This is a genomic window from Streptomyces sp. NPDC044061 (genome assembly GCF_056434305.1).
This window is the reverse complement of sequence record NZ_JBWKFL010000004.1, coordinates 124,708-138,784: the sequence shown is the minus strand read 5'-3', so window position 1 is coordinate 138,784 and position 14,077 is coordinate 124,708. Positions and strand designations below refer to the sequence as shown.

The window sequence follows — 14,077 nt, the reverse complement described above, 5'->3', positions numbered from 1 at the left end:
CCGACTGAGAGGGCTATGACTGAGACGGCCCGATCGAGACGGCCCGATCGAGATGTCGCACCGAGGCTGCGACAAGGCGGGCCAGGGCAAAGCCTCTTGATGGGCTGCTACGACCAGGACGATGCCTTGATCGAATTCGGCACCGGTGTGAGCCTCGCCCCTGTTCTAGCCCTATTCGGGCAGTCACTCACTGCGGTCGACGTCCGTGAGCGCGGTGCTCTGGTCATCGACTTTCAAGATGGTGCCGGGTTCCTCCTTCTCAGCGCAGTTGCTCGGCCAGTCCGACGATGATGCCCTCCGGGCCGCGGATGTAGCAGAGCAGATAGCTGTCCTCGAACCGGGCGATCTCGCCGACGAGTTCGGCGCCGTGAGGGCGCAGGCGGGCAACGGTGTCCTCGATGTCGTCGACGGCGAACATGACGCGGTGCGTGCCCAGAATGTTGTGCGGCCGGTTGCGCGGCCCGGCGCTGATCACCGCGGGGCTGCGGTACTTCGCCAGCTCGAGCCGGCTGTGACCGTCCGGGGTCCGGACCATCGCGATGTCGCAGCGGACGCCGTCGAGTCCGGTGCACTGGTCGGCGAAGAGGCCCTCGACCTCCGCCCTGCCCTCCAGCTCCATACCGAGTTCCACGAAGAACGCGATGGCGGCATCCATGTCCTCGACGACGATGCCGACGTTGTCCATCCGCTGAATCGCCATGCCGGTTTCTCCTTCCTCCTCGTGCGGCCGGTGGTGGCCGCTGATGTCCCTGGGACGGATCCGGTGGCACGTTCTCGACATTCGCAGACCGCCGAACTCCGAAAAATCTGGATCGCGCCGCAGCACCGCTACAGCAGACCCGCGAGCCAGGCGCCACCACCGAGGGTGAGTGCGGCGCGGGTGGCCGCTCCCATGAAGACGCTCAGCCGCAGCGTGCCGTCCCCGCTTTGCAATGCTTCCTCGACGATTCGCAGCGTGCGCGCTTGAGCATTGCGCCTCCCCAATTGATTCACGGTGCCGGGTCACCCTCGGCGGGTGGAGTTCCCCGTGCCGCTCGCCCTCGCCGTACCCGTCCAGGCCCCGCCGCCCGGCGGGAGCTGGGGGCCGCGCTGACCCCCGGCGGGCCCGAGCATCCCTGGACGGGAATGCAGATCAGCGCTGGATGGGGCTCTGGGAGCTCCGGTACGTCACCCTCCAGCCGAACCTCGTCGCCGAGGTACGCGCTGACACAGCGGTAGACCGCGGCCGGCACCGGAACCGGCACCCAGTGCACTATCTGCGTATTCGGGATGACCTAACCCCTGGCGACATCGCGGCGGCGGGGTGACCGATGCGTCGGCGCCTGATGTCTCATGAGACATCAGGAAGTCTGGAGAAGGACGGCTGGAGGGCGCTGCTGTCGTGGGACGCTCCCCGTCTCGTGCTGCGTTCCCGCGTAGGGGTGTCTCAAGCGCCCGTGGAGGCTGGGACGGCGCTGGCCTGATTCCCCTGGCGGACCAGCAGGCCGGAGGCGGTCACGGCCGTGTTGCGGCGGACCAAGTCGGTGAAGTCCAGACGCATGGCCGCCAGCGCTGGGTCGGAAGCGTAGACCGCCAGCATCGCCTCCGAGGGGCGACTGCACTGCCAGGCCGTCATGGCCATCAGCAAGGTCGACTCCACCAGAGCGGCAGCGCCCTCGGTGCCGAGTTCAGGAAGGTGACGCAGCACGAGCTGGACCAGGGCCTGAAGTGACTGACGGGCCGCGTGCTTGTGCCGGATGCCCACTTCGGTGGAGATGTTGTGCTCCAGGACCGCGCCCTGGGCGCTGAGCAGGTCGCACAGCACCGGCCGCCGCGCCATCGAGGTGGCCAGAACGTCGGCCAGCCGGTCCCCGCGCTCGCGCGCCGTGCCCTCGCCGGCCGGAGGCAGCTTCTCCAGCTCGGCGATCCAGTCCTGGATCTCGGTGTCGAGCAGGTCGAACAGAACTGCTTCGCGTGACTCGAAGTAGCGCAGCACGTTCGCCTTGGCCAGGCCGACTCGCCGACTCAGTTCGTTCAGGCTCAGCTTCGCGACCGGCATCTCGGTCAGCATCGCGGCCGCGGTGTCCAGGATCTGGCGTCGCCGCTGGCTGCGTTGTTCATCGGTGCGGGCACGTTGGAAGGTCACCTCCCCATATTACAAACCGCCGGTACTTTGATTGGATACCGGTGGTCCGTTAAGGTGGGGCGAAGACAAGATACCGGCAGTACGTAATGAGGTTCGTCATGTACCAGGTCCCTGACCAGCACGGAAAGCTCGCCGTGGTGACCGGCGCGAACAGCGGCACCGGCAAGGAGGCCGCCAAGCGACTGGCCGCAGCCGGAGCCCGCGTGGTGCTCGCCGTACGCACGGCGGCCAAGGGCGAACAAGCCCGGGACGAGATCCTCGCCGCACACCCCGCAGCCGAGGTCGAGGTCCGCCGGCTGGACCTCGCCGGACTGGACTCGGTCCGCGACTTCACCGACGGCCTGGTCTCCGACGGCAGGCCGCTGGACCTGCTGCTGAACAACGCCGGAGTCATGAACGTGCCCCAGCGCACGGAGACCGCCGACGGCTTCGAGCTCCAGCTGGGCAGCAACTTCCTCGGCCCGTTCGCCCTCACCGTCCGGCTGCTCCCGCTGCTGCTGGCCGCCCCTGCCCCGCGGGTGGCCACGATGAGCAGCGGCACCGCCAACCGGGCGCGCATCGACTTCGACGACCTGCAGTCCACCCGCCGCTACAGCCCCACCCGGGCCTATGCCCAGTCCAAGCTCGCCGACATGCTGATGATGATCCACCTCGCCGACCTCGCCGCCCAGCACGGCTGGTCCCTGCTGTCGGCCGGCGCGCACCCCGGCTACACCCGAACCAACCTGATGACGTCCGGTCCCACCCTGAACGGCGGCCGACCCGGACGGCTCGAATCACTGCTGTACAAGATCGTGCCGTCCCAGGGGCCCGAACAGGGCGCAGAACCCCTGCTGTACGCGGCAACCAGCCCGGATGCCGTACCCGGTGGCTACTACGGCCCGCGCTGGTCCATGGTCGGTCCGACCAAGGCCACCCGACTCCCGCGCAGCGCCCAGGAGAAGGCCGTTGCGGCACGTCTGTGGACGGAGGCCGAACGCCTCACTGGCGTCTCCGTGCCCAGCCGGCAAGTCTGACAGCGACGAAGCTACCCAACCGCCCGGACGGACTGTCGCATCAGCCGGGAACGGAGACCGGGACGCGCCATCGGCGCCTTAGGCCAGGCCCAACCCGGTAGGTTTGCGCAGCGTGCCCACGTGATCGACAGAGCGACTTTGCCCGGGAGTTTCAGCGACCCAGTCAAGCGCCGCCTCGCTCGGATCCTGGAGCGCTAATTTGGAAGATCGCGTAACCGGATGTGGGCTGACCTCGGCGTTGCCGGGTCGTCAGCCGACATTCCCCGTTGGCCCCCGCCTGTTGCTGCTCGATCGGGCACGTAGAGGGCACGTGTGGCCTTCTCCCGCCCTTTCAGAGGGTGGGAACGCCGAGTGTGGCGCGGCGGGCCTAGTTGGCGGTCACACTGCCGTGTGGGGCTGCCTCGCTGATGCTGCGCTCACTGCGGATCCGGAAACGAGGGCCGCCGACAGTGTGATCAAGTTGGCGCACGGGGTCATGACGTCCGACTGGTGGACGGTAAGGCGCGCCACCGCCTCCGTCTCCTCCACCCATTGAAAGGTCGGCTACGCCGACGGGCTGTAACACCCGGGGTGTTGCAGCTGTCTGCCTGCTCGTTCCTCGCCACATCGGTACCTTCAAGAACGCCCTACTAGCAGCGGGAGGCAACCCCGTAAGCGTGGCCTGGGAGATCTCCTCAGCATCGGCGAGCGCATCGCGTTCTACCGGAAGCGCCGCGGCTACATACAAGAGGTGCTGGCCGGCCTGGCGAGCGGTGATGCCCGCCAGGCGTAGCTCGGCGGCGGCTTACAGGTCGAGGGTGCGCTCGGCGAGGATTTCGACCATGCCGGGGTGTATGGCATCGCTTTCCCCGCGTCGGTAGGATCAGCCCTCTCTGTAAGCCTTGGGGGCGCATGAGGCGAGCTGGCTTTCTGGCTGCGGGGGTGTTGGCGGCGCTGCTCGGCGCTGTTGGGTGCAGCGCTTCGCCGCAAGACACGTACTGGGATGGGTACGTGGCGGGCGAAACCATCGGCATAACCCCGGACTCGGACCCGGACTGTGGCAAGGGAATCGATCCGAAAGATGTCGCGGGATACATAAATGCGTGTGCGTCCTGGCCAAAGGACTCCGACGCTGAGTGCGGCGCGATGCTGCCGGACGACGTTGACTCAGCTGCGTGGCTGGCTGGATGTGACGATGGGGCTCACGGCCATCCGAACTATGCGGTATACGGCCCGCGCCCCAAGTAGGCACCTAGGGAGCGACCCATCGGGCTGGAGGGGGCGAAGACAGGACAGCAGGCCCGGGCTGCACGCAGTGAGCAATGCGGGCCTCTTTGGTCAGTTAGGGAAGATTCCATGGGTTCCCGGCTGCTCCCTCGTGAGGGGATTCGCCTCCGGCTCCTATGCCCAATCGGGTCGACTTCGCCGACGGGTGTAGCACCCCAGGGTCACCCCAGTGTGTTACAGCTAACCTGATGCCGGCGGAACGAGCACCCCCCCTTCTGATCAAGCCTCAGACAGCCTGCTTCGCGAAACCGCGAGGCTAAGAGGCCCCGCTACTATGAATCCCGCGGTCGATCGTGAATCCGATGCTGCTGCCTACGCCAAGCGGCGTGGTAAAGATGGCGTAGGCGGCCGCATAGTCGAAGGCCGCTGGGTGCGTGCGGCCATGCTGCGTCAGCCCGCCAGCGCCAAGGCGGTTCACCCCCGACAACTGTGTACTAAGGTTCTGAGCCCCGATTGTCGCCCCCACCGTCAGGCGATATTCGGCGTCGAGGACGGGACGGAACGTGTGCACCCGCACGCGAATTTTTCGATCTTCCCCTAGGCGCTTACGTGTGACGATGCGAAACTCAACAGAATGAGTTTCGTAATGGCGTACGGTCGCCGAGAGGGGGAATCTGAATTCTAATGCTGGGAATCCCTGCAAAAACGTCTGGCGTGCAGGTGCCTGACGCAACTGCTGGCCGTTCACGGATACTTGATGGACGCGGAAGGAGTCTGGGTTGATGGGGCCTGCGCCCTCATCCAATCTCCATCGAAACACGTACCTGGTATCCCGGGAGATGATGTCAAACGGCTCGTCGGATGGCGATGAGAGGCAGATGAATCGCAGTTCACGGGGTATCTCCGAATCCTGGTACGAGATGCGCATTGCCTGAATTGCGTAGCCGTCTGGTCCTAGTGCGTCGAGATGGCAATCCCATCTGTAGTGTGTCAGCGCCCCAGCAAAGAGGTTCTCCCGCACGGGCTGGAGGACCTCACGCAGGGCCTGATCAATTGCTTGATCGACCTGCAACGTTGTATCACGGATGGTGATCTGGCCAAATATGAAGCTCACCAATGCCGCCGACACGAGTGCAGTGCCTGCAACTTCGAGGGATTTGGCAAGCATGTCGTCGTGGGTGCGATTGATCGAAACCACCAGAACGATGGCTCCGATGACCATGACCAGCAGATTGTAGATTCGCACCGTCTGGCGCACTTGGGTAATGACACCGCGATCGGCCATCAAATTCCCTTCGAAGGCGTGTAGTGAGGTGGCGTTGAAGGTCGATGTGTCGGAACTGGTGCGTCGTTCCAACCTGTCGCAGCACGCCGCGGTCAGGCAGGGCCTGGGTGTGGCGGACGTCATTAGCGGCTGGCTGGCGTTCCACGAGGCCAGGAAGAACAGGACGGGTACCGGGGCGTCGTCCGAGCGATGTGTGATGAGGTCCTGCAGGAGCCGGATTAGGAGCACGCTCTTGCCTGCGCCGGGCTCGCCCAGGATCACCAGGCGCCGCGTGGGAACCCGTTCCGAGAACACTTCCCCGATCTCTGCGTCTTGGCCGGCTAACCCAGTGGCGCTGGGAGGCCAGAGGACAGGGTCGCCGGGCGGTCCGCCGGGCCAGTTGCGGGTCAGGTCCATCAGGAGGGGCCAGGATTCGGCAAAGTTGTTTTCGGCGGCTCGCCAGGCGACCGGCAGAGGGTAGGGGTAACTGACCCCCTCGGACGGCAGCTTCGTCGTCCCGCTCACTTCTGACTGCAACGGCCGGCTGCTCGGCGAAGGTCCACAGGTCGACGGTCGTGGCTTTGGGTTGATCGGCCCGAAATGCAGCCCATGCGAGCAAGGCCGGCGGCAGGCTGACCGCGGTTGCGTCAGTGCGTAGATGAAGGCGCTGCGCCAGCGCCAGCGCATCGATTGCCCCACGGGTGATTAGCGGCAGATATAACACGCACACGCGCTGTGGCCCTGGGTCAAGCGCCCCTCGTCCCATAGCCGCCCATCTTGTCGGATCCGGCAGCAGAGCGTGGCCCAAATGCGGACTCGATCACGTGCCGTGTCCGCTGGTGGCGGAGCGAGTAGGCGGAGTAGCCCAGCCAGATGCTGAGGGCCTGCTGGAGGGCCACGAAACTGCACCGCGCGATGCGGGCATGCCTTGGTGGGGCGGTCCGATCTTCCCTTGAGATCGCCGGGCCGGGCTGTCCCGAGTGCCGCTGCTGTCCGCCGTCGTTGCCGTGAGCGCTGCCGTCAACCTCCTTACATTTGCCCGCAGTCGCCAGCGCGCTGCAGAGGCGGCGCGCCCGCGCCGTGCGCGGCCCTTGATGCGGCAGGGAAGGTCTCATCGGCCTGCGCGGCTAAACGGAACCGGCAACCGCTCAGTCCAAGTCGCGGGGCTGGTGTCCCAGTCGTAGACCGGAAGTATGGTGCTGCGACGCCCGGTAGAACCGATGCTGGCGCAGGCCCGTGACCAGTCGCCTCCGCCCGGTGGAGCGCTGCCCGGCGGCTTGGTCTTTCAGCCCAAGTTCGACGGTTCTCCAGACACTTGAAGTTGTCTCATCCGAGTGACAGCTCGACGTCTCTCAGCACGCCTCCGATCGGCACCGGAAGACTGCACAGCCCTGCAGCCTCGCGCCACAGGCGTGGACACGAACCGTGAGGTCCACATAACATGTCACCGTTAACTTGACGGCGACAACCTGAGGGGCCGCGATGACCATCACCGAGCAAGACGTCTACACCTTGGCGCCGTTCGCCAGGACGCTCGGAATACGCTTCGGAGCCTTCAAGGCCGACGCTGTCACCGCACAACTCGCCTACACGCCCGAGCAGTCCACCGTCGGCGCCGCGATGCACGGTGGGGCACTGATGGGGCTGGCCGATGTAGCCGGCGCTGTGTGCGCCACGCTGAACGGGACCGCCGACATCGTCCCCGCGACCATGGAATCCACCACCCACTTCCTGCGCCCTGTACACGGCACCGGCGCCTTCGCGACCTCCCGCCCGCTGCACGTCGGCAAGTCAACGGTCGCGGTGGAAATCGACATCAGGGATGACAAGGACCGGCTCTGCGCCCGCGTCACTCAACTCGTCGCCCTCCGGAGGCGCCATGACTAAGGGACCCGGCCAGACCACGGCCGACGGCCGCGCCGGCACAACCGAAGGCCGTCGGCGCAGTCGCGCCAAGCGAGGCCACGGCGGCCGACTGAGGGACGAGCTCATCGAAGCGGCCGGCACGCTGCTCGACGACGCCGGCGAGGACGGCGTGACCATCCGCGCGGTGGCACAGGCTGTCGGGGTCAGCACCCCCTCGGTGTATCTGCACTTCGACAACCGACTGGAACTGCTGCACACCGTATGCCTCGGGGTCTGGGACGAGCTCGGCCGACGGATGCTGAGCATCAGCGCCCAGACCACCGACCCGTTTGCCGAACTCCACCAGCGCAGTGTCGCCTACATCAGGTTCGGGCTCGACCATCCCCTGCGCTACCGCCTGGTCGCGAGCGGACCCGCGACAGCCGCCACTGAACAGGTCGCCGACGCCTGCTTCCGAGCCCTGCGGGAAACGGTGCAGCGATGCGCCGACGCCGGCGTGCTCCACGGCGATGTGACGGCGCTGACCCGGGCCATCTGCGCGTGCCTGCACGGTGCCGTCTCGCTGCTGATCCTCCAGCCGACTTCGAAATGGCCCGACGACATCCCCCAGTACGCAGACGATGCCGCCACCCTCGCCTGCCAGGGCGCCGCCGCCCTCTCACGCGCGCACCATGGCCGCTACGGAACTTGAACCGTCCGCCCTGGGCAACGCTCCGCTACGCCTCGCTGGCGTCCTCATCGGCCGACGGTTGGCGCAGCGGTCGGCGGCTGGCCTGCGTGGGGCGGAAAAAGGGCTGGTCCCCCATGCCCTTGTGGTAGCGCTGGCGCAGTTCGCCGCGCTGGGCGAGGAAGATCCGCCGGGCCAGGCGGTGGCGGGCCTGGGCGATGTTGAGCTGCTTGCCGATCATGCGCCGGTGTTGAAGTGGCCCAGACAGCGAGCTGATGTCTCATGAGACACATCAAAGTCTGGAGAAGGACGGCCACCGCGCCTTGCTCTTCACCCCGAGCCCCGCTCTCAGCTCAGCGGTTCTCCAGTCCTGTCGGGGCGCCTTCATTCAGGGGCGCTTCCCCGACCTGGGCCGAGCCGCCGGGCATCTGCCCGATGGCCTTGTCCTCGATGGTGAACTGGTCGTGTGGGCTGGCGAGCAGCTGTCCTTCGAGGCGCTGCAGCGCCGTGCCGCTTCCAGTGGCCGGACAGCCGTACGGCTCGCTGAGGAGCTGCCCGCGCACTTCATTGCCTTTGATGTCCTGCAAGCCGACGGACAGGAGTTGCTCCGTGAGCCCTACGGACGTCGACGCGAGAGGCTGGAGGGTCTGTTCAGCGAGCATGGGCTGATTACGCCGTGGACGCTGTGTCCCGAGACAAGCGACGTCCGAATCGCACAGGAGTGGCATGCCTCGTGGACGCTGGTGCCAGGCGTTGAGGGGCTGGTGATCCGCGGGCGGGACCAGCAATACCTCCCGGGCGTCCGGCGTTGGTGCAAAATCCGCTGCAGGAACACCACCGAGGGCATCGTCGGGGCGATGACCGGTACCTTGCCCCGCCCGCAAAGCCTCTTGATGGGCCGCTACGACCAGGACCCAGCCTTGCGGCTGGTCGCCCGTAGCACCCAGCTGGCCCCGGAGGCGGCCCGGCGCCTCGCCGGCAGGCTCACCGCTGCCAGGCCTGGGCACCCGTGGGAAGGCGTGCGATTCACGACCTCGTGGGCGTCTTGGACTCCGCTCGGCGTCGTCCTCGTCGAGCCCGCACTGGTCGCGGAGATCGACGTGGACACCGCCCAGGACCGGGGGGCCTGGCGGCATCCGGTGCGGTTCAGACGCCTCCGTGAGGACATGACGCCGCAGGACATTGCTGCCTTCGGCGAGGGCGCCGTGCCGACGACCGGGTGACCGGACGTCCATCTGCTCTGTGCTTCTCGAGGCGGCTCAGGGACGTCGAGCAGCGATCCTGGCTCGATGTTCCCTCCCCGCCCAGCCTGACGGTGCCCGGAGAACTTCTCCGCCTATTCACCGCAGCCACCCGCAGAAACCCGGTGCCGGCCGGACAGTGCCGGACCCTCCCCGCGATCAGCGGGGGCGGTTCGGCGCTCTTCTGTGTGTGGCTGGACCTACCCTGACCAGCAAAAAGCCCTCCCGATAGGAGGGCTGGGCGTGGGCGCCCCCGGCAGGACTCGAACCTGCGGCCAAGCGCTTAGAAGGCGCTGGGTGGGATCACTGGCGTAGCCTCTCTGACCTGGAGTTCCCCAGACGTCGAGGGTGAAATCTCGGCGTCTTCGACACACATTCGACACTAAAGGTTGGTCAGCCCTGGGCGGGCATCTGGGCGTCCGTACGCCAGGATGCGTGACAGTACCTCGCGCATTCGTGCCACGTCCGCCGCTGGCGTCTGTAGCAAGGCCTCGACAACTGGATCGGACAAACCGAGGGCTTCCAGCGACGAGGGGTCCAATGTCACCCGCAGCACGTCACCGTCCAGTTCCACTTCGCGTACACAGCCGTAGGCAGTGCCTTGGTCGGGTGTGACTAGGCAGTGCGTGTCCATGCCGAGACGCACTTCCTGAGCATCGGGCTCGTCGAAGTCGCACATGAACAACAGGGAGAACGCTTCCTCGTCGTCCGACTCGGCTAGCCCCGCCATCACACAGTCGTCTTCGTCCGGATCATCGAGTCCGCAGGCGACCTGGGCTGTAAACCTGTACGTCATGCGGGTGTTCTAGCACTATCGGCCAATGACCCGGACCGTGCCCGGAAGAGGTCGGTGAATGGTCGTGTTGGCACTCCGTCCATCCGGCTGCCGGGAGCCAGTTCAGCCACCTCTGACCTGGGGCAGAGCCGTCGACAACATTCATCGTCTGTCGTCGTTGGCCCCCTCGGACGGCCCAAAGACGGCCCCCAGGGTGCCGGGGCAGGGCCCTCGACGCTAGGGCTCCGCGGTGTCTGGAACCATGCCGGTCATGAGCACGTGGATGTCCATGGTCGTGGCGGAGCAGGCGTTGCTGCGCCGAGCCATGCAGAAGCACCAGTTGGCCGGCATGGTGCAGTACTACGGAGCGGCGCTGCGCTGGGCCGGTGATTCTGAGGCCCCGCCCCCGCGTAGCTATACCCAAGGGGAAGCGCGGGAGCTGGTGCCCCGGCTGGCCGAGGCGGCCTTGGGCCTGGTCGAGCGGGGGCTGCTGGATGTCCGCCAGGCGTCCGGCCCGTGGTCCGCTCCCTCCGACCCGGTCTTGAGCCGCCGGGAGCTGCACGGGGTGCTGACCGACCCGGACCAGTGGATCCCGACTAAGTCATCCCCGGACCGTATCTGGCTGTCGGTGCCAGAGGCCGTCGACGCGCGTTTCAGGGCCGAGGCCTTCCCGGCGCCACAGTCGGGCGGGTTCCCGCCCGCGGAGGAGCGGACTGCGGTCGAGGAGGAGCTGCTGGTCTGCACTTACGAGGTGAGCGGCTGGCTGACCGGCCCCTATGGCGTCCTACGGAGCCCGGAAGCGGAGTGGAGCCTTGAAGAACGCCTCGCCTGGGTCGAACCGCAGGTCGCGCCGTTGGTCCAATGGGTCGACAAGGGCTGGATCGAGGTGTGCTACTTCCCTGATCCGAAGAAGGGCTACATGGTCATACCTGCTGGTGAGCTCCTCGCGACCCTGGCCGACCCCGCCGTCTGGCACGAAGACGAGGACTGGGGCGCGGGCGTCACCTGTTGCTTCACGGATGCGGGCCTGGGGGCCTGGCGCGCCTGACCCACCACGGCCCATCATGCTGATCGAGCACCCTCGCGCGGCCCAGGGGCGGCCCGAGTGGGGTGTCGCGGTGTGCCCCTCGATGCGAACAGGTCCAAAACGATGGGGAACGAAGGCCGCACGGGTCACTGCCCGAGCTCGGACCGCGTACCTGCGGCTGGCTGAGCTTGCGGCACGCTGGCCTGGCACGCGACGCACAGTTTGTGTCGGCCCTCGATGGTGACCACCGTTCCCCAGCCGCGGCACGCCTCACAGCCCCGGGCAAGCATTGGGTTGGCGCGAGGCGCGGGTTGGTAAGCACTGTCGGCTCTACGGGCCATGATCGAGCTCTTCTCAGTGATCCATAGGGCGACAACGCGCCCCTTACGTTGTTTACATGGGGTTACGCCGATTTTGGGTAAGTCGGATGCACCTGCAGCCTTCGTGCGAAGGTCGGTGTAGCGACTTTGGCCGGGAGCTGCTTTGGCGCGAGTGATCATGGCCCCTGGCCGTGCACGTCTTCGAGTCGCCCACCGGGCGGCGCGTGTACGACAACCGGAACACACGCCTGACGAAGTGGCTCAACGACGGCGTCCCGCCCGCCCAGGTGGCCGAGTGGGCCGGAAACAGCGTCGCCGTGCTCCTGGCCACCTACGCCCGCTGCGTCCACGGGCAGCTGCCGGACCTGAAGCGGCGGCTGGAAGCCGCGGGCGATCTCCCGGAGGAGGTACCGGGCGCTGGCTGATCTCCCCCGGTCGAGAACTTCGACACGTATTCGACACGGCCACCCGCGAAAACCCGGTGACAGCCGGACGGCCCCGGAGTCTGCCCCTGATCATCAAGAGGGCGTCCAGGGCTTCGTCGTGCCCACCGGAACCCATCCTGACCAGCAAAAAGCCCTCCCGATGGGAGGGCTGGGCGTGGGCGCCCCCGGCAGGACTCGAACCTGCGGCCAAGCGCTTAGAAGGCGCCTGCTCTATCCACTGAGCTACGGGGGCCTGGTGCGGGACAAGGATAAAGCTCCCCGTTCCTTGACCCGGTTGCTTCCCCTCCGTGGCTCGATGTGGAGGTTCGGTGAAGCGGTCCTGATAATCGCAGGCAGGTACGAATCGTGCACCGCTTTTGGCTCTCGGCGCACAGGGTGTTGTGCACTCGTTATGCCTGGACTGTGCCCGTGTCCCGGTCATCCCTTACATCCGTTGTGTCCCATCGGCGCGCTGAGATGTCCATATGCTTCAGAATTCCCCTAAAATTGGGCATTCTTCGCATGTGGTGACCTTGGACGTACGGCCTCAGCTGCTCGACACACTCTCCGCGCTGCGCGACCGTGTCGCCGCCGCACGCTTTCCGCTACCCCTGGCCGGGGCCCCACGCGCGCGTGCCAACCGCGACGAACTCCTGGCGCAGCTCGACGACTACCTGCTCCCCCGGCTACGGGAGCCCGACTCTCCCCTGCTGGCCGTGGTCGGCGGGTCCACCGGGGCCGGCAAGTCGACCCTCGTGAACTCCCTCGTGGGGCGCCGGGTCAGCGAGGCGGGCGTGCTGCGGCCGACGACGCGCACACCGGTCCTCGTCTGCCATCCGGAGGACCATCACTGGTTCAGTGGCCCGCGCGTGATCCCCGGCCTCACCCGCGTGTGGGTGCCCGACCGGGACGCGAGGGACGGTCTCCTGCTCTCCGGCGGGGACCCACCGCGCGTGCTGCGCGTCGAGACCGTCGAGACCCTCCCGCGCGGGCTCGCCCTGCTGGATGCCCCCGACATCGACTCCCTGCTCGCCGACAACCGTGTTCTGGCCGCCGAACTGATCTGTGCCGCAGACATCTGGGTCATGGTCACCACGGCCGCCCGTTACGCCGACGCCGTCCCCTGGCACCTTTTGCGCACCGCCAAGGAGTACGACGCCGCCCTGGTGACCGTCCTGGACCGTGTGCCCCACCAGATCGTGTCGGAGGTCTCCCGCCAGTACGGCGCGCTGCTCACCAAGGCCGGACTCGGCGACGTACCCCGCTTCACCGTGCCCGAGCTGCCCGAGTCGGCCTGGGGCGCCGGACTGCTGCCGGCCAGTGCCGTGGCAGCGCTGCGGACCTGGCTCGTGCACCATGCCCAGGACGCCGGGGCCCGCCGGACCGTCATGGCCCGCACGGCGTACGGCCTCCTCGACTCGCTGAAGTCGCGCATTCCCGAGCTGGCCGCTGCCGCGGCCGCACAGTACGCGGCTGCCCTCCGCCTCACCGCAGCCGTGGACGGCGCCTACGACAGCGAGCAGGCGCGCGTACGCGGACGGCTGCAGTCCGGGGCCGTACTCGCCGGGGACGCGCTCAAACGCTGGCGCGCCTTCCCCCTGGACTGCACCGCCGGCGAACTGCTCGACGCCCTCGTGGAGAGCCTGGCCGCGCTGCTGCTGTGCTCCGTCACCGCCGCCGACGAGCGCGTCGGCGAGGCCTGGCGGCGCGAGCCCGCCGGGGAAGCCCCCGGGCTTGCCCACCGGCCCCCTTCCTCGGAGAGCGCCGAGCACCGCATCGGGCTCGCGGTACGGCGCTGGCGGCGCGAGCTGGAGGAGTACGCCGAGGACGAGGTGCGGCATCTCGAGCGCAGCACCGCGCCCGACCCCGAGGCCATCGCCGCCCTGGTCGCCACCGCGCTCCTGGGCGGGCGCCGGACCCGCAACGCCGGAGAGGGGCTCGCCGACCGGCTCGGCGCCCACGGTGCTCTGCGGCTGCGCGACCGCGCCGGACGCCTGCTGACCGACTGCGTCGACCGCGTCATGCACACCGAACGCGAACGGCGCCTGGCCCCCCTCGACGCCCTGGGTGTCGCTGCCGATCCCCAAGCCGAACTCATCGCCGCGCTGTCCGTACTGCAGAAGGAGAGGTGACCGGTGACCGCCG

12 protein-coding genes, 1 tRNA gene and 1 pseudogene are annotated in these 14,077 nt (G+C 67.5%); 8 read left to right on the top strand and 6 right to left on the bottom strand.

The genetic code is table 11. The annotated features are described in order from the left end of the window. Positions 1–259 precede the first annotated feature (259 nt). Both AC07CM_RS07845 and AC07CM_RS07840 read right to left on the bottom strand, forming a co-directional pair. A complete protein-coding gene (locus AC07CM_RS07845; protein ID WP_127357022.1) occupies positions 260–700 on the bottom strand; it encodes a VOC family protein in 441 nt (146 codons plus the stop codon). A 726-nt stretch (positions 701–1,426) separates the two neighbouring features. Next, positions 1,427–2,125, bottom strand: a complete 699-nt coding sequence (locus tag AC07CM_RS07840; RefSeq protein ID WP_478875450.1) for a TetR/AcrR family transcriptional regulator — start codon at positions 2,123–2,125, stop codon at positions 1,427–1,429. Positions 2,126–2,223: 98 nt separating this feature from the next. Here AC07CM_RS07840 and AC07CM_RS07835 point away from each other — a divergent pair, with 98 nt between their 5' ends. Beyond that, positions 2,224–3,141, top strand: coding sequence for an SDR family oxidoreductase (locus AC07CM_RS07835; protein WP_478875449.1), 918 nt, complete (start codon positions 2,224–2,226; stop codon positions 3,139–3,141). Positions 3,142–4,663: 1,522 nt separating this feature from the next. Here the strand turns inward: AC07CM_RS07835 and AC07CM_RS07830 are convergent. Continuing rightward, positions 4,664–6,028 carry a hypothetical protein gene (locus AC07CM_RS07830; protein WP_478875448.1) on the bottom strand — a complete coding sequence of 455 codons (1,365 nt, stop codon included), beginning with the start codon at positions 6,026–6,028 and terminating at the stop codon, positions 4,664–4,666. A 1,065-nt stretch (positions 6,029–7,093) separates the two neighbouring features. On the opposite strand from AC07CM_RS07830, the gene AC07CM_RS07825 reads away from it, so the two are divergent. Together AC07CM_RS07825 and AC07CM_RS07820 are read left to right on the top strand one after the other, a co-directional pair. Then, positions 7,094–7,498, top strand: a complete 405-nt coding sequence (locus tag AC07CM_RS07825) for a PaaI family thioesterase (RefSeq protein ID WP_478875447.1) — start codon at positions 7,094–7,096, stop codon at positions 7,496–7,498. Further along, positions 7,491–8,168, top strand: coding sequence for a TetR/AcrR family transcriptional regulator (locus tag AC07CM_RS07820; RefSeq protein ID WP_478875446.1), 678 nt, complete (start codon positions 7,491–7,493; stop codon positions 8,166–8,168). Before AC07CM_RS07825 ends, AC07CM_RS07820 begins: the two co-directional genes overlap by 8 nt. A 25-nt stretch (positions 8,169–8,193) precedes the next feature. Here AC07CM_RS07820 and AC07CM_RS07815 read toward each other — a convergent pair whose 3' ends face one another. Next, positions 8,194–8,385, bottom strand: a complete 192-nt coding sequence (locus AC07CM_RS07815; RefSeq protein ID WP_478875445.1) for a hypothetical protein — start codon at positions 8,383–8,385, stop codon at positions 8,194–8,196. A gap of 34 nt (positions 8,386–8,419) precedes the next feature. Here AC07CM_RS07815 and AC07CM_RS07810 point away from each other — a divergent pair. Further along, positions 8,420–8,905 (top strand): annotated as a pseudogene (locus AC07CM_RS07810) (ATP-dependent DNA ligase); the annotation flags it as partial. Between the two features lie 96 nt (positions 8,906–9,001). Then, complete coding sequence (locus tag AC07CM_RS07805; RefSeq protein WP_478875744.1) at positions 9,002–9,367, top strand: ATP dependent DNA ligase; 366 nt, start codon at positions 9,002–9,004, stop codon at positions 9,365–9,367. A gap of 400 nt (positions 9,368–9,767) precedes the next feature. On the opposite strand, the gene AC07CM_RS07800 is transcribed toward AC07CM_RS07805, so the two are convergent. After that, positions 9,768–10,181 (bottom strand): Imm10 family immunity protein, encoded by a 414-nt coding sequence (locus AC07CM_RS07800; protein WP_478875444.1) that lies wholly within the window; start codon positions 10,179–10,181, stop codon positions 9,768–9,770. A 250-nt stretch (positions 10,182–10,431) separates the two neighbouring features. Between AC07CM_RS07800 and AC07CM_RS07795 the strand changes: the two genes are divergently transcribed. Beyond that, entirely contained in the window at positions 10,432–11,208 is a 777-nt protein-coding gene (locus AC07CM_RS07795) for a hypothetical protein (RefSeq protein ID WP_478875443.1), read from the top strand. A 490-nt stretch (positions 11,209–11,698) separates the two neighbouring features. Further along, complete coding sequence (locus AC07CM_RS07790; RefSeq protein ID WP_478875442.1) at positions 11,699–11,932, top strand: hypothetical protein; 234 nt, start codon at positions 11,699–11,701, stop codon at positions 11,930–11,932. 180 nt (positions 11,933–12,112) lie between these two features. Here AC07CM_RS07790 and AC07CM_RS07785 read toward each other — a convergent pair. Next, positions 12,113–12,185: transfer RNA gene (locus AC07CM_RS07785), tRNA-Arg, on the bottom strand. 271 nt (positions 12,186–12,456) lie between these two features. Between AC07CM_RS07785 and AC07CM_RS07780 the strand changes: the two genes are divergently transcribed. Continuing rightward, positions 12,457–14,064: a dynamin family protein gene (locus tag AC07CM_RS07780; protein ID WP_478875441.1), complete on the top strand. Its 1,608-nt coding sequence runs from the start codon at positions 12,457–12,459 to the stop codon at positions 14,062–14,064. Positions 14,065–14,077 lie beyond the last annotated feature (13 nt).

Bases quoted from the DNA above. Each gene is read 5' to 3' on its own strand.
- AC07CM_RS07845 (WP_127357022.1), bottom strand. From the start codon at position 700: ATGGCGATTCAGCGGATGGACAACGTCGGCATCGTCGTCGAGGACATG.
- AC07CM_RS07830 (WP_478875448.1), bottom strand. From the start codon at position 6,028: ATGGACCTGACCCGCAACTGGCCCGGCGGACCGCCCGGCGACCCTGTC.
- AC07CM_RS07825 (WP_478875447.1), top strand. From the start codon at position 7,094: ATGACCATCACCGAGCAAGACGTCTACACCTTGGCGCCGTTCGCCAGG.
- AC07CM_RS07820 (WP_478875446.1), top strand. From the start codon at position 7,491: ATGACTAAGGGACCCGGCCAGACCACGGCCGACGGCCGCGCCGGCACA.
- AC07CM_RS07795 (WP_478875443.1), top strand. From the start codon at position 10,432: ATGAGCACGTGGATGTCCATGGTCGTGGCGGAGCAGGCGTTGCTGCGC.
- AC07CM_RS07835 (WP_478875449.1), top strand. From the start codon at position 2,224: ATGTACCAGGTCCCTGACCAGCACGGAAAGCTCGCCGTGGTGACCGGC.
- AC07CM_RS07805 (WP_478875744.1), top strand. From the start codon at position 9,002: ATGACCGGTACCTTGCCCCGCCCGCAAAGCCTCTTGATGGGCCGCTAC.
- AC07CM_RS07800 (WP_478875444.1), bottom strand. From the start codon at position 10,181: ATGACGTACAGGTTTACAGCCCAGGTCGCCTGCGGACTCGATGATCCG.
- AC07CM_RS07815 (WP_478875445.1), bottom strand. From the start codon at position 8,385: ATGATCGGCAAGCAGCTCAACATCGCCCAGGCCCGCCACCGCCTGGCC.